This window comes from Ruegeria sp. CK1 (assembly GCF_056536545.1).
On the sequence record NZ_JBQFPX010000001.1, the window covers coordinates 413,209 to 431,858 of the forward strand.

An 18,650-nucleotide genomic window follows, 5' to 3' on the forward strand; every position below is an offset into this window, starting at 1 on the left:
TTGCCTGTCACAAAGTTTGCAGGACGATTTCTGTCACATCCTGTGCAACGCTGTCTATGTCCCGGTTGCCGTCAATCACCCGAAACCGGTTAGAGAATTCTTTGGCCAATGCCAGAAATCCAGCCCGCATCTTGTTTTGCAGCTCAATGCCGAAGTCTTCGAAGCGTTCTTCGGTGCCTTGTCTTCCCTTGGCGCGAGACAGGCCCATTTGAGGATCCATGTCGATCAGTAGCGTCAAGTCTGGCTCACGCCCAATCATGAGCGTGTGCAATTGATCAACCAGCCCGCGCAGATCGCCACGTGATAACCCTTGGTACATGCGAGTGCTGTCGGCGAAGCGATCGCAAATTACGATCTTGCCTGCGGCCAGCGCCGGCTCAATGGTGCGTTCCAGATGATCCCGCCGCGCAGCGGTAAACAGCAAAAGTTCCGTTTCGGCAGACCAGCGATCGGGGTCACCTTCCAAAACCAAACGGCGGATTTCTTCGGCCCCGGCAGAGCCACCGGGTTCTCGTGTCAGGACGACGTCATGACCCAATTCGCGTAATCGCTCGGCCAACATTCGCGCCTGCGAGGATTTGCCCGATCCGTCAATGCCTTCGAAGGTTAGAAACAACCCAGTTCTTGTCACAATGCATCCAGAGGGTTGCCGATTACATCAGTCAGAACGATTCCACCTACGGTCATCATGCGCACTACAAACCCTCCGGCCGGTACGCTTTCAGCAGCCACCAAAGGTCTGCGAATTTCCGGCAATCCTTCGGGTTTGATGACCAGCTCGGCCAATTGCTGACCCTTTTCAATCGGAGCGTTGATAGGACCGTCATAGACGACCTCGGCCTCGATATTCTTATCGCCCAACACAGGGAATAGCAGAGACAGATCCTCTTCAGGCACCAACCCAACGGTTTTCTGTGCGCCCATCCATACCTGCGCGTCGGCTATTGGCGTATCCGCGTTGGCAACTTCCCTCTCGACAAAATTTCGAAACGACCAGTTAACCACGGCCTCAGCCTCCTCTGCCCGTATACCGGTGCTGTCGAGGCCAGTGAGCACGAAGATCACGCGGCGGTCTCCTTGTTTGGCCGAGCCTACAAGGCCATACCCGGCCTCTTGAGTGTGGCCGGTTTTTAGACCGTCGGCACCGATTCCAAGTTTAAGAAGCGGGTTGCGGTTGCGCTTGTTGGATGGCGCGCGGCCATCGAATTCAAATTCTTCCTCGGCGAACAATGGGTAATATTCCGGAAAATCCGAAATCAGCCGGTTTGCTAGCACAGCCAGGTCATGAACGGACATCATGTGTCCTGCGGCAGGCCAGCCGTTGGAATTGGCAAAGTTTGAATGATCCATTCCCATCTGTTGGGCGCGCTGGGTCATGTAGCGGGCAAACCCGGCCTCGGTCCCGTCAGGGCTGAGTGCTTCGGCAATCACCACACAAGCGTCATTTCCAGACAGGACGATGATCCCGCGCAACAGATCTTCGACACGGACGCGATCCTGTGTATTCAGGAACATGGTCGAGCCACCGTAACTCATCGCGTGCTCTGAAACCGGAAGGGTTTCATCCAGCGTCAGGCGACCATCTCGCAACGCTTCGAACGCCACATAGAGAGTCATCAATTTGGACATCGATGCAGGCGGCAAGGGTTGATCGGCTTCTTTGGAAAGCAGAACGGTTCCAGTTGTCTGGTCAATAACATAAGCCGCGCGCGCGGTTGTATCAAAAGCATGGACGGGCAGGGCAAACAATGCCAACCCGAGAGTGAAAACGGATGATCTCAGTGAGGACAGCACTGGGGGCCTCCTTTGCTTCAGTTTTTGACGGTGAACGCGTCAGTAAATCCAAGGTCTTTGACGTCGCTTTGCATCGCGTTGCGTTCTGAGCGGCTGTTGGCGGGGCCAACAAGTACGCGCCAGACTGTTTTGTCGCCGGTCTTTAGTTCCCGAACACGCGCGGGTATTCCGTTCCGTTCTATCTTGGACGCAGCACTCTGGGCGTTTTCCTCAACATTGAAAGTTCCAACTTGCACAAACGGCTTGGTCAGAGATCGGGAAACCGGTTCTGCAGCGGCTGCGTTAGAACTGACCGGTGTTGGTGCAGACGCTTCAATTGCGGCAGCGGCCCCTTCAATGGGATCCAGAGGTGTCTCCGTAATTGCATCGGGGTCTTTCTTTTGCCACCATTTGCGTTTTTTGGCTGTGCCCTCAGGCGGTGTAACCTCAGGGTCTGACAGACTCGCGGTCGGGGTGGTCTCAGTAGGTGCTTCAACAGCTTCTTCAACCGGCGCTGGGGCCGCCTCGGTTGCGTCCTCAGCCGTCGCCGCCGCAGCAGCACCTGCCGTGCCTGTTGCAGCAACTGTTTCCTTCTTTTGCCACCATTTTCGTTTCGCGGGTTTTCCTTCAGCTTGGGTGGCTTCGGTCTCAGACAGCTCTTCCGTAGCAATACTATCAGATGAAGTATCGGCAGCCTTTTCGGATGTTGCTTCGGTTGCATCGGACGCCGTATCACTCGCCGCCGCGGCAGTCGCTCCGGCTGCGCCTGCTACTGCAACAGTTTCCTTCTTTTGCCACCATTTGCGCTTGGCAGGCTTTTCCCCTTCGGCGGATGCCGTTTCGACTGCGTTGTCTTCGTTTTTGGCGTCTTTGTCAGTAGATGCGTTTGTCGCGGTTTGAGTGGCAGATGCCTTTTCCGGCTCGGCCTCTTTTTTCTCAACTGGCTTGCGTCGGAGGGCGATGACCTCGACCTTAGTCGGAGATCCAGCAAGGATACCGAGCTGTTCTGCGGCAGCGGATGACAGTTGCAATGCCGGGCCGGGCAAGTTCCTCTCGCGCCGGAACAGAGCGCCGTTAATGGATTTGTTGTTTGCCGTGTTCTTGATAACAACGCGTTCAGGCTGTGTCACATCCGGGTGAGCCACCCAAATACCACCCAGAGAAGGGCGCCCATCCCACAATCCCGCTTCTGTCACGTTAAAGACTTCCGGGGCTTCTACCGTTTTTCCCGATCCTGCTGATGCATCCGGGAACAATTCAACAGGGTTGTTGTTCTGTGCGTCTGCTGTCGAAGCGTCAGACGAAACTGCATCCGGTGACAACGCTTCGTCACAACCGGCCAGAACTGCCAACGCTACGACCAGTACCGCAAACGATCGCGATTTTGCGCGTGTCTCAGTCGCTCGTTTCATTTTGTCATCCCTTGCCTGAAGGGGGCTCGTCTCCAAGACCCCGCCGCCACGTGCCGGTATTATTTTGCCGGTCTGTCACGGTCCTCAAGGAAATCATAACGCGCGCAACGGTTCATGGAAAGGCTGCTGAGCGTGCTTAGGCGATATTTCCCTATTTGCTCTTGCCACCGTTCCAAGTTGGCCTTAGACCCTGCCTTCGACGGGGAGGTGGCAGAGTGGTCGAATGCGGCGGTCTTGAAAACCGTTGGGCGTGAGAGCGTCCCCAGGGTTCGAATCCCTGTCTCCCCGCCACTCATACCCGTCTCACTTCAGTCGAATTTTCTGATCCAGAATTGTGCCGCAATTCCCGCGAGTTGGCGCATGCGCTTTCAATCAGAGACTGAGCAGACCGTACACTCAGAGTGCAATTCAGGCCCAAGTCTCAGTGCCGCATTTTGGCGGGGTCGCTTTGGGCTGGATTTCCCTGATAACCTGCAATTTACAGGAAATTTTCGTTAAACAGGTCTGAAACCCGGCATTCCAGATGTCACAACTCTATTTTTCCAATGGCTTATGTTGCAAATTCCCTAAAACGTGAAACAGGGAATTCTCTTGAGCGAACAGGGAAATGTTTTATCGGATCAGGGAGGGCGAACCCTGTATCAGGGACTCCGGATCTGGAGGTGTCAGAAGCCGAACTGGCTCTCCTGTTCAGCCCAATCAAGTGAATGTGTCACGCTGACCAGACGCTTGAGTGTGAGTTCGGGCGGCTGGGTCCCGTCGAGAATCGCGGCTTGAATCTTCGGTGAGAGAAACGCGAGCTGGGCGCGGGTGCGGAGGAAGGCGCCGGGGACGCTTTCGCGGCGCGCAATTTCCATCAGTTGAACTCCGGCTTTCAAATCACGGGCCCAACCATGAGCGCGGATCAGCATGGTCCGGAGGTGGGGATCGGGTTGGGGTGCCATGTCTCCGGCGATGACCTTGGCCTCAACGCCGCGGCGGCGCAGATCGAAAGATGTGGTGATGTGGGTGAGATCCGGGTGTAGATGATCGGCAGCAAAATATACTCCTGATCTTCAGAGTGGGCATCTAATGCTAAGAGTTTGTGGCTTGAAATTGGCTGCTCAAGGCTTAACCGTCTGCGGAATAGGCATTGCGCTTGGGCTGCCGCTTAAGATCGCGATTGCAGGTCTGGTGCGCAGAATAAAAAGCCGTTCTTTTTACAACGTGCAAACGAGAGATTCTCGCCCATCGGAAATGCCAATGGGACCGCAAGTTGGGAGCAAGTAGTACTTTTTCGCAAGAAACGGCGCGTTAACTGAGGACTTACGCCTGCTATACATAGAATGCCGCTTCGCCGATCATTCGAACACTCCCGGTAGCGGTTCAGTCACAGGCTGCCGTCACAATCATTTCAACCTTCAATACACTACGGGCAAGTTTGGCCTCTCCGCAGGCGCGGGCTGGAGCGTGGCCTTCGGGTACCCAGGCGTCCCAAACGGCATTCATCTCAGCAAAATCTGCCATGTCAGCGAGCCATATTTCGCATTTCAGAATACGGGTCTTATCGCTGCCGGCTTTTGTCAAAAGGTCTTCAACCTTTGCTAGGATATCACGTGTTTGTTCAGCTACGGTAGATGCGTCCGATGTCTGGCCGCAAAGGTAGGCAACGCCGTTGTGCTTGACGATCCGGCTCATGCGTTGGCCGGTTTCGATCCGGGTAATGGTCATGTTTCGAGTTATTCCTGTTAGTGAATTTTGTAGTAGTTTTGGGTGGAATTAGGATGGGTTGTTTACCAACTCGTTTTGGTACCCGAAGAGTGCAGGCAACCCGCCCGTGTGCAGCATGACAACTTTCTGACTGGGTTGAATGCGTCCTGTGCGCACCAAGTGCAACAACCCTGCGAAGGTTTTCGCGGTATAGACGGGGTCAAGGAATATTCCTTCGGTGCGCGCCATCTTTTCCAAGGCCGCCCGGGTCATTCCACTTAGCTTGCCGTAACCGGGGGAGAGTGCGTCATCCAGAACATTGATCCTGTCTTGCAAAGGCGCTGCGTCGATGTCCAGCAAGTCCGCCAGTTTCTGCAAGACAGTATCCATTCGAGCTTGTTGCTTGTCGCGATCCCGGCGCACGCAGACGCCAAATACAGAAGAGTAATTCTCTGCCAGCGCCAGTCCGGTCAACAAGCCTCCATGTGTGGCTCCACTACCTGAGGGCACGACAACCGCCTCGATATCAGGCATCTGATGACACAATTCTTGTCCAGCGACGACGTAGCCCAAAGCACCCAAAGGCGGATGGTTTAAACCTAGATGAATGACATAAGGTTTGCGCCCTTGCGCCTTCAGTTCGTCCGCACGCGCGTGCAACGCAGCGTCCGCACCGGCTTCGTCCTCGCCCTCTGGGTAGGTCATGTGTTCGGCACGCAGAATTTGTGCCAGCAACACATTCCCAGACCTGTAGTACTCCTCGCCCATATCCGACACACGCTCTTCCAGTTGCAGGACGGATTGCATGCCCAGTTTTGCTGCGGCGGCTGCAGCGGACCGAACAAAGTTTGACTGTACTGCGCCGGTGATCAGTATGGTGTCAGCACCTTGTTGGAGGGCATCGCCAAAGTAGAACTCAAGCTGCCGCGTTTTATTGCCACCGAACCCAAGCCCGGTCAGGTCATCGCGTTTGAGCCAGAGGTCGATGCCCAATTCCGAAGATAATCTGTCCAGCCGCTCCAAAGGGGTTGGACCTGACATGAGTTGGGCACGAGGAAATCTGTGTAGATTGTTGTCTTGTGTCATCGTCTGCCCTTCGAGTTTACGCGATTGCAAATGCGCGATGAAAGAGAACGCCGCAGGCTATCAGAGAAACCACACGGATAGCCGTTGTGACCAAGGTCTGCGGTAAATGGGGCCCAACGGCTCGGCCCAAAAAGCTGCCGAACAGTGTAAGCGCGACAAAGCCCCATAGCCGCGGGCCATAGGCAAGTGCTTGCGTCTCGGACAGACTGTGCAACAGGAATGCGATGCCGTACGCCACCAGTGCAATGGGTTGAACTAACTTTGCAACCTCTTTCGCTGGGCGGCCTTTAGCAATCAAACCGAAAACCATAAGAGGACCCGGAGTCGCTGCCCATACGGTCGCCAGCCCGGAAAATCCCGAGATAACTGAAAACCCCGCCGTTCCAATTGAGCGGCGCAAGGGCAGCAATGTCGTAAGAAACCCAACCAGCAACAGGCTGGCTGTCAAACCAAGGACAAAGGCTTCGCTCAACAAGGGGTAGATAGCGAGACCTGCAACCACGCCGATGAGGCATCCAATGATTGCCGTTCGAATTGTGTGTCTATCGGCCTTGAGCACGTGCTGGTCTGTTGCCACCGCTGAAACAACGGTGTTCAACAGCAGCAGTACGGGAACCGCCGTTGATGTCCCAAGCATGATCATCATCGGCGGCCCCGCAATTATGCTAAACCCAATACCAACGCCGACTTGCAGCATTGCGCCAAGGCTGATGGCAGCCATCAGGATGGCAAGGTCAACGGACACATAAACCCCCAAGTCCCGCGCGGTGCCGCTGTCCCATTATGTCCAAGGCATGATGCCGGCATAGGTTTTGCGTGTCGCAACGGTATGCGCCATCTGCGCCAGTGTCGTCAAATCGAAGACGGGAAGCTGCAACTCGTCCTGAAGGCAAGCGGCATAGGGCGGCAAGTCGGTGCACTCCAGAACCAGCGACCGAATTTCAGGTGCTTGGTGTTTTAGTCGACGAGCCGCCTCAAGCACTTCGGCCTCGATCAGTTCGGTGTCCATGCGCGTCCGAGTGTTCCGCAAAATCACTTCTGCAAATTCGCTGGTGTCCTCCAAGCCTTGTACCGCGACGGGAATACCAGCCGCTCCAACCCCTTCGAAATGTCTCGGCGTTAGTGCTGACGCATCTGCGGTCAGCACACCAACCGGGGCATTCGCGCCGGTCATGTGAAATGCCAGAGGCACCTGGATCAGGCTGGACGCGAAGACAGGCACGGAAACGGCTGCTGCCAGCTCCTTTTGAAACAAGGCCAGAAAACCGCAGCTTCCGGTGATGGCACGAACGCCCTCAGCCTCAAGCCGCCGCGCGCCCTCGATAAAAGGAGCGAGCAACTCAGGCGTTGGGTTGTTTAGCAGGGTAGGAACGGTGATACCGTCGATCATTTCGTAAAGTACCGGAAACGGAAGGCTGGACGGGTTCTTGATGTGTCCGGGTGGTTTTGGGAAATAGCTTTCAAGGCATAAAACCCCGATCGAAGCCCCACAAATGTTTTGGCCACCTTCGTAAATTGGCATGGTGCAAAAGTCCTTTCGAATTGAGGATTTAGAATCGGGCCAGCGAGAATGGGTCCAAACTGATATTTGGGCTGCGATCAGACACGAGATCTGCCACAAGCTCTCCGGTCTTCGGTGCCATCATCAAGCCATAGTGAGAATGCCCGAACGCAGTGTAGAGCCCCTCTTGGCCATTGAGCGGTCCGATCGCGGGCAGGCTGTCGGGAAAAGAGGGGCGCCGTCCCATCCAGAACTGTGCTTCGTCTGTATTAAGGTCCGGTACTAAAGACTTTGCCTGATCGGTCAGTATCTTTTCTTTTCGCGGATCGGCTGGGGCATCGACGCTGCCAAATTCGGCCGTGCCGGCAACCCTCAGACCGCCCTGCATCGAACTTGCGACGACCTTTGCATCCACATCCATGACCGAATTGTTCAGCACCGCTGAAGGGCTTGGAAACTCAACATGGTAACCTCGCTCGGCCACAAGCGGTACGGGTAGCCCCAAAGGTTTCAGCAGGTCGGCAGACCAAACACCTGCGGCAAGGACGACATGGCGCGCGTGCAGCACGTCTTGCGTAGTAGAAAGCTGCCAACCACTCTCGTTGTCCCTGCTCAGCCCGGTGACTTCGGTCCTCACAAATTCAGCACCTTGCGCACGTGCTTTTTCGGCCAATACAGCGCCCAAACGTCCTGGAGAGATTGCGCGCGCCTGGCCTTTGATCACTATCGCGGCCTTGAACTCCTCCGACAGTGCGGGTTCCAGGAGGCGCAACTCGGCGCCGTCGACACGCTCTAGTTCACCACCTTTTTCCCGACGGATCAGATAGCCAAGCCCGTCAAGGTCCGCATCTTCCGGGTTGCGGAACGCATGAATATAGTAGCTGTCGGTGATCAGGGTTTCGTGCCCGGTGCCGTCCAGGTGTCGACGGTACAAGTCGATGGACGGGCGGCATAAAACCTCCATCGCATCCGAGACTTCACGAACCGTCTTTTCGCCGGACTTACCCAGAAAGCGCAGCCCCCACGGGATCATCTTCGGCCAGAAGGACGCCCGGACTGAAAGCGCGCTTTTCGGGTCCAGCAGCATTTGCGGCAGCTTTTTCCAAATGCCCGGAACTGCCTGCGGAATAATCGACCAAGGCGACACCACTCCCGCATTGCCGAAGGAGGTTTCCTGTCCCGGGTCGCTCCGGTCGATTAGACGGACCGGTATGCCCCGTTCCTGCAAAGACAGCGCGCAACAGATGCCGACAATCCCTGCGCCGATGATGGTCACTTGTTCTGTCATCGCATCAGGCCGGGGAGTGGCTGCGATTGCGCGCGATCAGTTGGGATACAATGACCGGCGAGGCCACAGCCAGCGCGATCAGGTCAGCCGTTAGACTGGGCGCGACAAAGATCACGCCCGCGATGGCCATCAGGATACGCGACGCGATGTTCAGCGGTTTTAGCCAGTATCCGACCACGGCTGCGGAAAGGGCGATGACCCCAGCGATACAACTGGTGGCGGTATATGTGAACTCCCATAGGTTAAACCCGGTTGAGGACACGAACAGCAGGACCGGCGCATAGACAAAGGCCATTGGCGCGATCACCTTGCCCAACCCAAGGGTAAAGGCAGAGAGACCGGTTCGGAACGGGTTGGAGTTCGCAATGGCCGCTGCCGCATAGGCCGAAGTGCAGACTGGCGGCGTAATCTCGGACACCACTCCGTAGTAGAGCACGAACAGGTGGCTTGCGATCGGCGGGACACCCAGCTGCGCCAGCGCGGGCTGTGCGACAGAGACCAGCATGATGTATAGCGCAGTGGTTGGGATGCCTGCGCCCATCAGGATGCAAACGATCGCAATGAAGACCAGCGAGATGAACAGTTGCAGGTCTTCCATCGCAAACAACTGCCAGCTGCCGAACGAGATCATATTGTATAGATCTGCGGCCAGATTGCCTGCGCCTTGAGTGACCATGAACCCGATACGAAAGCCAATGCCGGTTGTGTTGATAACACCGACGACGATGCCGACGGCGGCAGCAGCAGCGCCCACGGCCAGCGAGTATTTCACCCCCAACTCAACCGCTTGCAGCATCTCAGGTACTTCGATGCGTTTCTGCGGGTTCAGCGTGGCGACCACCGACAAGGCACAGAGGATCGCAGTCATCGTCAGATCGAACCCGCCATCCGAGAATTTCCACAGCACAAAGGCCAGGAACGCCGCGGCATAAATCAGCGTGGGCGGCTGTTTGATGCGTGACATGCCTGCGATCACTGCCAGGGAAATGCCGCAAAAGGCGGACATAAACGGCGTATATCCTGTGAACAGCACGACCAGTAGACCAATCAGAGGCACGATGTTGGCCCAACCTTCGGCCCAGACAGCCTTGAGCTGGGGCAGTTGCTCTTTCGCCAAGCCTTGCAGGTTAAGTTTGCGTGCCATCAGGTGCACCACGGCAAAGACACCGACATAGTGCAGGATGGCCGGGAAGATCGCCGCGATCACGATAGTCGTGTACGGAACCTCAAGGAACTCAGCCATGATGAAGGCTGCAGCGCCCATGATCGGCGGCGTGATTTGTCCACCAGCCGAGGATGCGGCCTCAACCCCGCCCGCAAAATGGCCGGGGTATCCAAGGCGCTTCATGTTGGGAATTGTCAGCGCGCCGGTCGAAACGGTGTTGGCCACCGAAGAGCCCGAGATCGTGCCGAAGAACGCCGAGGATACCACCGACACTTTTGCTGGCCCACCGGTGTAGCGGCCCGCCAAAATCGTTGCGTTGTCGATGAAGAGTTGCCCCAACCCCGTGCGTTGCGCGATGACACCGAACAGGACGAAATGGAACACGATGGTCGAGACGACCCAGAGGGTGACGCCATAGATGCCTTCCTGCGGGAAATACATCGACGACACGAAGGTTTTGAAGTTCACACCGGGATGTTGCAGCAAGCCGGGGAAATACGGACCCAAAAGTGCGTATGAGATAAACACACAGATGATCAGTGGTAGCACCCAGCCCAACGTGCGGCGCGCGATGTCCAGAACCAGCAGGATAATAACCACGCCAAGGAAAACATCATAGTTGTTCGGGTTTCCCATTCGGAACGTCTGTTCCTCAATCCCCAGAAACGGAATTCCGCGCCATGCGACCCCAACATACAGCGCTGCGATGATCCCAAGCGCCATAAAGACTAAGTCGTACAGAGGGATGTTGCCGATACGGAACCGGCTTACCTTGAGCGCATAGAGGTTTTTGGAGCCGATAATCGGAATTGTCGCGTAGACCAGAATGAACAGCAGCGCCAGATAGATACCCATATGCCAATGGTCGGCGGGTAGGCCAAAACCGGCTGTGAAGAATTCGTAGAACGCTAGGATCAGGGCAACAACGCGCAGCACCTTGCCAGCGGCGGGCGTGACTTGTCGGACGGCGGCACCTTCGTCGAATTGTTCTTCGATGGCCGCCAGCTCTTCGGCCGTCAGTTCGTGGTCATCAAGTTTCTGGGTCTCGGACATGATGGCCCCCCGATTTCGCATAATTCCAGAGTACGGTGCCCCACGCAGGGGCACCGACGATAAGTGTCGGTGAAGTGTAGTTACTGAAGCAGACCGGCTTCTTTATAGAACTTCTCGGCCCCCGGATGCAGCGGCACACCCAGCGCCTCGACACCATCCAGCGCCGTATCAGGGGTGATCTGCTTACCCTTGGCGTGACCATTGTCCAGCAGCTTGCGGGTATTGTCGTTCCACAGCGCCGCGGTCAGTTGATAGACCAGATCATCTGACAGGTCCGAGGACACCACCAGCATTGCGCTAACTGCAGGTGTCTTGGTTTCGCCATCCACGCCTTCATAGACACCGCCGGGAATGGCCGAGGGGATATAGGCCGGAATGATCTCATTGATCTTGGCCAGATCTTCGTCGCTGAAGGAATGCAGGTTCATGCCCTTGGTCGAGGACAGCTGCACCATCGCGGCCACCGGCCAGCCTGCGGCGTAGAAGTAGGCATCCAGCTGACCGTCAGCCAGACGCTCGGCACTTTGGCTGTTGTTCAGTTCGGCCTCGTCCATGTTGTCGCGGTTTACGCCCCAAGCATCCAGCATCTGCAACACGGCAACCTGCGTGCCAGAACCCGCCTGCGCGATGCCGACGCGCTTGCCTTCCAAATCACCCAGATCGTTGATCGTCGATCCGGCTGGCAACACTAGGTGCAAGTCTTCGGGGAACAGGTTGGCCACAATACGAAGATTGGGGTGGGGTTTGCCCTCGAACTTGCCCTCACCCAGATACATCGAGCGGGTGACGTCGGCTGCGGCCAGACCGGCCTCAAGCTCTCCGTTTTGAACGGCGGCGTTGTTGAATACCGAAGCGGTGGTGGATTGCGCGATTGCGATCAGGCCGGGTACGCCGCACTGGCCGCCTTCATCGCATGGGCGCGAGCCCGGAGGGGCGGAGATTCCGTTGGCAATGGTGCCGCCAATGGGGAAATAGGTTCCGCCGGCACCGCCTGTGCCGATGCGGAAAAAGGTCGGGTCTTGCGCCAGTGCAGGGGCAGCAAGTGCGCCTGCCAAGGCGAGGCCGGTCAAGCATTTCACAAATTTCATCGTCGTCTCCGTTGTTGGTTCGTTGGATTCGGTTGGTCCGAATTTCGATCCCCCAAGCGTAAAGACAATTCTCATAAATACAAATTTGTTATATTTCACAAAACTAAGGTTTAACTTATATATTGATTATGAACCTTATGCAGTTGACCGTATTTCGCGAGGTGATGGAGACCGGCTCCATCTCTCAAACCGCCAAGAAACTGAACCGCACCCAGCCTGCGATCAGTCTGGCCTTGAAGAACCTTGAAAAGACCCTTGGCCTGACACTGTTCGAGCGTAAGGGACGGCGATTGGTTCCTGTTCCAGAAGCGCATTACCTTTTGGCTGAAACCACAGGTATTCTGGACCGTCTAGCGACGATTTCCAGTACAATGGAAGGGTTGATAAAAGGGCATTCCGGTAGCCTGAATATCGCTACAATGCCGGGCCCATCCGCTTTCTTGTTCCCGTGTTTCATCAGCCGATCAGTCGGCGAGAACCCCGAGATACGTATTACATTGTCTACACGCAGTTCGCCTCAGATCATGGAGCTTGCGGGTACGCAGAATATTGATTTCGGCTTCGCAGACTTCGAGCATTCAGCCGGGAAAGAGCCTCAGTATTCAACAGAACTGATCCGGGCAGATTGTTTTTGCGCCGTTGATCGTGACAGCCCGCTTGCTTCGCGCAAGACCATATCCATTTCCGATCTCGACGGGGCCCCCATGGGGGGATTGCATGCCACGCATCCGTTCCAGCGCAAAATTCGACAAGAGTTTCAAGATGTTTCAGCTAACTACAACCCAACAGTGACCTGTCAGTACTTTCTACCCTTGATACCATTTGTGAGCTCAGGTCAGTGTTATTCGATCATGGATCCGTTGACCGTGGCGACTGAACGAGAGCTAAATCTGTCCAACGGACAAGTCGCGTTCTTGCCCTTCGAAAAACCGCTCAGATATGAATATGCGCTTCTTGAGCCCGATCACCGACCACCGTCTCAACTGGCTTTAAAAATCAAAGCGGGCTGGAAAGCCGAAGTGTTAAAAATGTTGGAAGGGGTTAATGCCAACCCTCATGCAATTGGGATAGATGAATCAGGAAGCGAGCAATGCTGAATTGCATTGTTTTACGAACAGAAACTAATGGGAGGGTAAGTCTACTTGGATCGACTTGCGACAGGTAGATGAATGTCAGCTATGGGATCGGAACCTCCAGTTTCTTGGATCGGACCGAAGGTTGGCTTTCTTCCGCAAAGTGGTCACTAAGGTCGAGAACGGCGAGCGTCTGCTTTGAACCCCAATGCAGACCTCTCTTTTGATAGTATCTAGCAGCTACGTGACATCGAGTAAGGGTGGCGTCAAAATCCAAGGCGCGTAGCCACTGCAACTGAGTTTCGGCAGTGAACGTCGACTGAGAGCGAGAAGCAGACTCAAGGGTCACACTTCTACGACTCGTGTCCTGAAACTTCTTTCGTATTGTTTGATTGATCTTCTTTGATCGGTAGGGTGAGCTAACTTTCAAAGCAATTTTGGGGTTCCAAATGTACAGATATGTGCTGACAATATTGGCTTTGTGTTGTGCAAGCTTACTTAATGCTGCTGGTATGGAGCGGTGGGGTGACTCAGGGGACTGGACAATCCTCATTGATCCCGAAAAGGGCAATGGTTGTCTCGCGTGGAAGCCTTTTGAAAACGACATGACCGTGGAAATCGGAGCGGCACCAAATCAGGCCGGCGGTTTTTTGCGGCCTTTAATCCGGCCTGGGTGCAAATCGAGGACGGTGCGACGGGCATTGTAGAGTTCGACTTTGGTGATGCGAAATTCGAAGGCGAAGCGGTAGGTGTCTTTAAGAATGGAATCCCCGGAGGCTACGCATTTTTTGATAATCCGGCATTCGTGACCGAACTTGGAAAACGCCAAAGTGTCACGATTATTGGCGAAAGCGGGGCCGAGGTTGAACTCGATCTCACCGGGTCTACTAAAGCCATCGAAGCGGTTCTGACGTGCCAGGCAGAACAGCCAGAGCCGTTGAAGAATTAGGTTGCGACCGGCTACTGCAATTTATTGACGTCCGGCACACACGGTTGCCTGTCTGCGGCCATTTCATCGGCACCATCCGGAGCTTTGTTTCGGCGTCAAGCACCTCACGCGCTTGAAATTCGACAATGAAAGCTGGCCCGTCACATCAATAGGCCAACCCTATTTGCCTAACTGCACTGGTTCGAATTTGTCTTACAACAATTGCACAGAAAACAAATAAGAACTGACTGCCCATTTTTTTCTAACGAATGGCTACTAAAATTGTTTAATTTCTAAACAAATTGAATTTGCGCTCACAACTGTCCTTAATTTTACAATAGCGTGGTATCTATGACGGACGCGCTCTCAAAAACTGAACTAATTAAACTGACACAACAGGTACAGTTGGGAGAACGCGTCGCCGCAGAAAGAGCCCCGGCTTTTTTGGAGCATAAGTTTCCGGAAAATACTTCTTTTGGGAAATTCATGCTAAAGGTGGCCGGTTGGATTTCCCTGTTCTTTGCCTCCGTTCTGGTGATCTTTCCTGAAGTCGGCGAGAAAATGATAGAGATACTGCCAGATTTTTTCTTACTGCCAGAACGATTAGCGAAAGCTCTGGATTACTTGTGGGGGCTTGTTGGAAAGCCGGTTAAAAAACAGCATCTTATGTATCACCTGCCAAACATAATAGTCTATGCCTTTGGCGTCGCTGGGATCCGACTGCTTTGGAGAAAGCTTCACAGGAACAACTGGAAAGACAAGGTTGAGGACGCTCAGAAGAAGCTGAAGGCCCAAGTCGAAGAGGGTACAGGACGGTTTAGTTTTCAACCTGGTTTTTCACTTCTGTTTGTCGGAGATGGTGATCAAATTGCCAAAAGTCTCGTTTTAGACAATCAGTATATTGGCCCCACGATTTCTTCTAAACGACCTGACTTTTCTCCTCTTTGGGGCGCTTTCACTCCGGGAGACGGCGATGGTGGGTTAGAGCGTGTGTTGGAACAATATAATTCTCGCGAAGCCGGCGAGTACTTATTGTTTCCTGTTGTCGACACGCATCTGTTTTTGCCCGGACCGAACGAGTATGACGTGCCACCACATCGAATTGAAATAGCGGTTCGAAGAATTAGAGAATTCGAAAAGTCAAAAGGTTGGCTTCAGAAACGGATATTGATCGTCGGAGATCGAGAGCAAACGAGCCAATTCATGACAACCACTGGAGATGGGATATTTAATTCGGAACGGGACACCGTAACACTGCAAACAATCGCTGAAAATTATGAAAATGTATCCTTGGTCGACCCAACGGATGTTACTCTGCAGAAGATTATCGATGTAGCAGACGGACGCCAAATACTATTTCGAGCTTCGGCTGAAGGTGTAGAAAAGTATGGATCTGCTTTTTACCACAGATTATCGGGTCTTGGCTATGAGCCCAAGCGTGACGGATACTTGACGGTCGGCTATGACATTTCAGATCTTGAGACAGAGCATCAGATCATTGCCAAGGGAAGTTCAGATTATTTGCCTGTCATTCTCTCCAGAGAGATTTACGATCTACTATCTGAAGCTCACCTGACTTTGGGCGATTTCATTTTCGTTCCGCATCTCATCAAGCAAGAGCTACAGATTCTAGTGGAGGAAAACTAAGCCCCACAACCGTTCGATTGTTACGCTGAATTTAAATGGTGCGACTAATTCAATTTGTGAATGACAGCTCAGTCCATGGAACAGTCATTGGTCCGATTTCACTTAAGGTCTGGTCGCGGTCTAAGCGACCATTGCTTGTTATTGTTCCGATTGTGTCGGCTTGAGGGTCTGCTTGTGGCCTCGTCCGCTACAAGCCAATTTCCTCTGGCAAGACACTTCTAGAATCAGCGGTTTTTTAGCTTCATTAGGCTAGATTAACAGGCTCGAGTTCCACAAGAAAAGGAAGCGAAAATTCCGGCAATTTAAGGACGCCAAGGCTTGCTGACTTTCGCGGCAATGGGTTCAACAGCACTCATGATCTGTAGTACTTTATAAGGTGACTCTCGGCCCTTCGTTAGATATCGTTAAAGAAACATCTCGCACCAACACCAAACAAAATGGGAATAGCCAGATGGGTGTCGACAACACTTGGTTACGGCACTTTGCCCAGATGTTTCGGGAACGTGTACAAGATGCAAGTGTATTTGCGGAAGTTTTAAAAAATTCAGGTTTGACGCAGAGCGATTTGCAGGAATCCACCAAGCAGATTGACCCGCTCAAGGAAGGTCTTTTTGTTCGCTTGACTTGTGACCGGTTAGACGATTGGGCCTTCGCAACAATAGCAGGTTTGGCATTTAACGCGCCGCGCGATATAGTTTGGTACATTGCTAAGTATTCTAAAAATCTCAAAGAAGCTATTGAAAACGCATCATATTACAGCGCATTGGCTGATGAAACCACCGAACATAGGCTTGTTGTTTCAGAGAACCAAGCTTCGCTCCAGATGCGTATTGTTGACGGCGGGCTCACCAGAAATCATCGGCGTACCGAGTTTCTCTTATTTTCTACGATTTCATTGATGCGTATTGTTACAAATACTCGACTTCAGCCCCTGGAAGTTCGGTTCAGACATGCAGTTAAGTCTTCAGAGCCCGCAATGAAAAAGGCGGCGGGCTGCGCGATTTTCTTTGGATCCGAGGAAAATGAAATTCTCCTGTCGCGTGCATCGCTTGATCTGGCAATACCAAGCTTTGACCCCGCACTTAGAAACCATCTAACGGATTACGGGAGTAACCTTTTGAGAGAGCGAGCAAAACGCTCCCCAGGGATTCGCAATAAAGTTGAAGTCCAGATTTTAAACGGGCTCCCAGGGCGCATCTATAGCGCGCAGGAAGTTGCTTCAAACATTGGCTTCAGCACTCGTTCACTCTCGCGACGTCTCAGAGAGGAAGGCGTGAATTTTAGCAGTATTGTTAAAGATATCAGGTGTGATCTTGCGAAGGCTTACCTCAATGACGGGTTCAGCATCGGAGAAGTTGCGTTCTACTTGGATTTTGCTGACCAGCCAGCATTCTCCACTGCATTTAAGCGTTGGACAGGTTTAACGCCACGCCAATTTCAAAGACAAAACAATGCCGACTGGATACCCTAACTTCTGCGTCAACTGTTGATCCACACCTGAGATACTCTTTAATTTCGCTAATGCGCTACGGACGAAACCTGTGTGACTATGCAGTCTGAAATCTGCGGCGCCTTCCACAAAACAAGTTCATTTGTTCCACCTTCTTCAATAACCATTGCGACTGCACTTTTGGGGATCTTGGTTTCAAGGACGATCGGAGTTTTGGCAGTCAAATCATGACATCCGCTTGCATAGATCAATGCTAATTCAAAGTTTGTCGTCCAGGACAACCCAACTTCTTTTCCAAGGCTTTGACCACGAAAAACAGAGATTTCTCGGGGAAGCTGATGCCACTCGGTCGTTGGACACCAACATGACTTCCGCTTTTCTAAGTCCATTGCGTGAACAAACATAGTGTGGTCAATTTTTTCGAAACCACTCCACAACCCCTGCAACAAGGGCCAAAAATCTGCGCTCGAAATTTCGTTTTCTAGCAACATTTCAACAACGGCATCTGCACGCTGATCTGCTTCGTAGTGTCGGTTTAGATGCATGCTGATTACTTCGACGGCACTGACTGCTTCGGTCTTCATGACTTACGCTCCAATTCTATCTCTGCAACTTGCAAAGCACCTTGTGCGGCGCTGTCATCCAATATTGGTTTGGTGGGTCCATTCACTCATTTGAATTTCAGCCAAAAGTTTTCCTTATTCGGCCAAAACTAAGTGAAATTGTGCACGTAATTAAGTGGCCAACGATTGATTTCAGGCTTATTAACTTGCACCGGTGACCTTTGGCTTTGGTCAGAAAACTACTGGATGTAGCACTAGAATCTTAGGCCAAGACCTATGGAAAACCCATCAAAGCTTTCCGCCACAACACCGTTCAACATTATTCGCCCAGCTTCGACCGCCGGAACACCAATTCCGCTTGTGTCAAACTCGAACCCGACGCCCACCGTTGCCAACCAGTCCGTATCCAGAACTTCCGCCGCATCTCCGTGATAATACACCAACCCTGCATCCAACACGAGCTGGGTTGGCAGACTGAAAAGTTTCATAGTCCTCAATGGATAGCGATGGCGTGAAAACAGTGTTGTCTGGTTGGAATTTGCTTTGGCATCCCCAGCCTGTGGTTCATTTATTGGACGAAACTCTAGGAATGTTTGGCGAAAGCGGTATTCAGCCTGCCAGGGACCGTACCTGGTTTCTTTGTAGATTCCGACAGACGCACCTACACCCAGCGCGTTCAAATCACCATCTATTGGAGTTGTTGATCCTGAGCTGAGCGGTAGAATTGGCAAGTCTATTATCGAAGCATCAGCCGTAACGTGGCCAATCGAGAAATGCCCGATGGGATGAATGTGCCAGTCATTGGCCAAAGGAAGCTCCCAGCCTATTCCTATGGTGGCTGCCACACTCGCCCAAGTCACATCCACGTCAACGCCTGGTGCGATTTCGGGAAAGAAAACAACCGGATTATACACCTGGTAAGCCACAAGCCCTT

17 protein-coding genes and 1 tRNA gene are annotated in these 18,650 nt (G+C 53.3%); 5 read left to right on the forward strand and 13 right to left on the reverse strand.

What is annotated here, in order from left to right; all coding sequences use genetic code 11:
- Positions 1-7 precede the first annotated feature (7 nt).
- From tmk to ACR0L3_RS02100, 3 genes are read right to left on the reverse strand one after another with little or no spacing between them, the layout of a single operon-like run.
- Positions 8-631 carry a dTMP kinase gene (tmk, locus tag ACR0L3_RS02090; protein WP_480743251.1) on the reverse strand — a complete coding sequence of 208 codons (624 nt, stop codon included), beginning with the start codon at positions 629-631 and terminating at the stop codon, positions 8-10.
- On the reverse strand, positions 628-1,794 hold the full coding sequence (locus tag ACR0L3_RS02095; protein ID WP_480743253.1) for a D-alanyl-D-alanine carboxypeptidase family protein: 1,167 nt from the start codon (positions 1,792-1,794) through the stop codon (positions 628-630). Before ACR0L3_RS02095 ends, tmk begins: the two co-directional genes overlap by 4 nt.
- A 17-nt stretch (positions 1,795-1,811) precedes the next feature.
- Complete coding sequence (locus ACR0L3_RS02100) at positions 1,812-3,185, reverse strand: SPOR domain-containing protein (RefSeq protein WP_480743255.1); 1,374 nt, start codon at positions 3,183-3,185, stop codon at positions 1,812-1,814.
- 201 nt (positions 3,186-3,386) lie between these two features.
- On the opposite strand from ACR0L3_RS02100, the gene ACR0L3_RS02105 reads away from it, so the two are divergent.
- A tRNA-Ser gene (locus ACR0L3_RS02105) sits at positions 3,387-3,476 on the forward strand.
- 374 nt (positions 3,477-3,850) lie between these two features.
- Here the strand turns inward: ACR0L3_RS02105 and ACR0L3_RS02110 are convergent.
- From ACR0L3_RS02110 to ACR0L3_RS02145, 8 genes are all read right to left on the reverse strand, one after another.
- On the reverse strand, positions 3,851-4,129 hold the full coding sequence (locus ACR0L3_RS02110; protein ID WP_480743257.1) for a hypothetical protein: 279 nt from the start codon (positions 4,127-4,129) through the stop codon (positions 3,851-3,853).
- 421 nt (positions 4,130-4,550) lie between these two features.
- Positions 4,551-4,895, reverse strand: coding sequence for a RidA family protein (locus ACR0L3_RS02115; protein ID WP_480743258.1), 345 nt, complete (start codon positions 4,893-4,895; stop codon positions 4,551-4,553).
- Positions 4,896-4,943: 48 nt separating this feature from the next.
- The gene (locus ACR0L3_RS02120) at positions 4,944-5,960 is read right to left on the reverse strand and encodes a D-cysteine desulfhydrase family protein (RefSeq protein ID WP_480743259.1); all 1,017 of its coding nucleotides are present in this window, start codon (positions 5,958-5,960) and stop codon (positions 4,944-4,946) included.
- A 16-nt stretch (positions 5,961-5,976) separates the two neighbouring features.
- Entirely contained in the window at positions 5,977-6,705 is a 729-nt protein-coding gene (locus ACR0L3_RS02125) for a TSUP family transporter (RefSeq protein WP_480743261.1), read from the reverse strand.
- Positions 6,706-6,741: 36 nt separating this feature from the next.
- Positions 6,742-7,482, reverse strand: a complete 741-nt coding sequence (locus ACR0L3_RS02130) for an aspartate/glutamate racemase family protein (RefSeq protein ID WP_480743263.1) — start codon at positions 7,480-7,482, stop codon at positions 6,742-6,744.
- A 28-nt stretch (positions 7,483-7,510) separates the two neighbouring features.
- Entirely contained in the window at positions 7,511-8,749 is a 1,239-nt protein-coding gene (locus ACR0L3_RS02135; protein WP_480743264.1) for an NAD(P)/FAD-dependent oxidoreductase, read from the reverse strand.
- A 4-nt stretch (positions 8,750-8,753) separates the two neighbouring features.
- Positions 8,754-10,967 (reverse strand): TRAP transporter permease, encoded by a 2,214-nt coding sequence (locus ACR0L3_RS02140; RefSeq protein ID WP_480743265.1) that lies wholly within the window; start codon positions 10,965-10,967, stop codon positions 8,754-8,756.
- A gap of 80 nt (positions 10,968-11,047) precedes the next feature.
- The gene (locus ACR0L3_RS02145; RefSeq protein ID WP_480743267.1) at positions 11,048-12,055 is read right to left on the reverse strand and encodes a TAXI family TRAP transporter solute-binding subunit; all 1,008 of its coding nucleotides are present in this window, start codon (positions 12,053-12,055) and stop codon (positions 11,048-11,050) included.
- Between the two features lie 137 nt (positions 12,056-12,192).
- Between ACR0L3_RS02145 and ACR0L3_RS02150 the strand changes: the two genes are divergently transcribed.
- The 4 genes from ACR0L3_RS02150 (at position 12,193) to ACR0L3_RS02165 (ending at position 17,174) form a co-directional block, all read left to right on the forward strand.
- The gene (locus ACR0L3_RS02150; protein WP_480743268.1) at positions 12,193-13,152 is read left to right on the forward strand and encodes a LysR family transcriptional regulator; all 960 of its coding nucleotides are present in this window, start codon (positions 12,193-12,195) and stop codon (positions 13,150-13,152) included.
- Between the two features lie 649 nt (positions 13,153-13,801).
- Complete coding sequence (locus ACR0L3_RS02155; protein ID WP_480743269.1) at positions 13,802-14,077, forward strand: hypothetical protein; 276 nt, start codon at positions 13,802-13,804, stop codon at positions 14,075-14,077.
- 330 nt (positions 14,078-14,407) lie between these two features.
- Positions 14,408-15,703: a hypothetical protein gene (locus ACR0L3_RS02160; RefSeq protein ID WP_480743270.1), complete on the forward strand. Its 1,296-nt coding sequence runs from the start codon at positions 14,408-14,410 to the stop codon at positions 15,701-15,703.
- A gap of 451 nt (positions 15,704-16,154) precedes the next feature.
- Complete coding sequence (locus ACR0L3_RS02165) at positions 16,155-17,174, forward strand: helix-turn-helix domain-containing protein (RefSeq protein WP_480743271.1); 1,020 nt, start codon at positions 16,155-16,157, stop codon at positions 17,172-17,174.
- A gap of 47 nt (positions 17,175-17,221) precedes the next feature.
- On the opposite strand, the gene ACR0L3_RS02170 is transcribed toward ACR0L3_RS02165, so the two are convergent.
- Together ACR0L3_RS02170 and ACR0L3_RS02175 are read right to left on the reverse strand one after the other, a co-directional pair.
- Complete coding sequence (locus ACR0L3_RS02170) at positions 17,222-17,737, reverse strand: hypothetical protein (protein ID WP_480743272.1); 516 nt, start codon at positions 17,735-17,737, stop codon at positions 17,222-17,224.
- A 233-nt stretch (positions 17,738-17,970) separates the two neighbouring features.
- Positions 17,971-18,642: a hypothetical protein gene (locus ACR0L3_RS02175; protein ID WP_480743273.1), complete on the reverse strand. Its 672-nt coding sequence runs from the start codon at positions 18,640-18,642 to the stop codon at positions 17,971-17,973.
- Positions 18,643-18,650: the final 8 nt, after the last annotated feature.

What these genes read in the sequence shown, in the direction of transcription:
- ACR0L3_RS02100 (WP_480743255.1), bottom strand. Translation starts at nt 3,185, where the DNA reads ATGAAACGAGCGACTGAGACACGCGCAAAATCGCGATCGTTTGCGGTA.
- ACR0L3_RS02110 (WP_480743257.1), bottom strand. Translation starts at nt 4,129, where the DNA reads ATGGCACCCCAACCCGATCCCCACCTCCGGACCATGCTGATCCGCGCT.
- ACR0L3_RS02115 (WP_480743258.1), bottom strand. Translation starts at nt 4,895, where the DNA reads ATGACCATTACCCGGATCGAAACCGGCCAACGCATGAGCCGGATCGTC.
- ACR0L3_RS02120 (WP_480743259.1), bottom strand. Translation starts at nt 5,960, where the DNA reads ATGACACAAGACAACAATCTACACAGATTTCCTCGTGCCCAACTCATG.
- ACR0L3_RS02130 (WP_480743263.1), bottom strand. Translation starts at nt 7,482, where the DNA reads ATGCCAATTTACGAAGGTGGCCAAAACATTTGTGGGGCTTCGATCGGG.
- ACR0L3_RS02135 (WP_480743264.1), bottom strand. Translation starts at nt 8,749, where the DNA reads ATGACAGAACAAGTGACCATCATCGGCGCAGGGATTGTCGGCATCTGT.
- ACR0L3_RS02140 (WP_480743265.1), bottom strand. Translation starts at nt 10,967, where the DNA reads ATGTCCGAGACCCAGAAACTTGATGACCACGAACTGACGGCCGAAGAG.
- ACR0L3_RS02145 (WP_480743267.1), bottom strand. Translation starts at nt 12,055, where the DNA reads ATGAAATTTGTGAAATGCTTGACCGGCCTCGCCTTGGCAGGCGCACTT.
- ACR0L3_RS02150 (WP_480743268.1), top strand. Translation starts at nt 12,193, where the DNA reads ATGCAGTTGACCGTATTTCGCGAGGTGATGGAGACCGGCTCCATCTCT.
- ACR0L3_RS02160 (WP_480743270.1), top strand. Translation starts at nt 14,408, where the DNA reads ATGACGGACGCGCTCTCAAAAACTGAACTAATTAAACTGACACAACAG.
- ACR0L3_RS02165 (WP_480743271.1), top strand. Translation starts at nt 16,155, where the DNA reads ATGGGTGTCGACAACACTTGGTTACGGCACTTTGCCCAGATGTTTCGG.
- ACR0L3_RS02170 (WP_480743272.1), bottom strand. Translation starts at nt 17,737, where the DNA reads ATGAAGACCGAAGCAGTCAGTGCCGTCGAAGTAATCAGCATGCATCTA.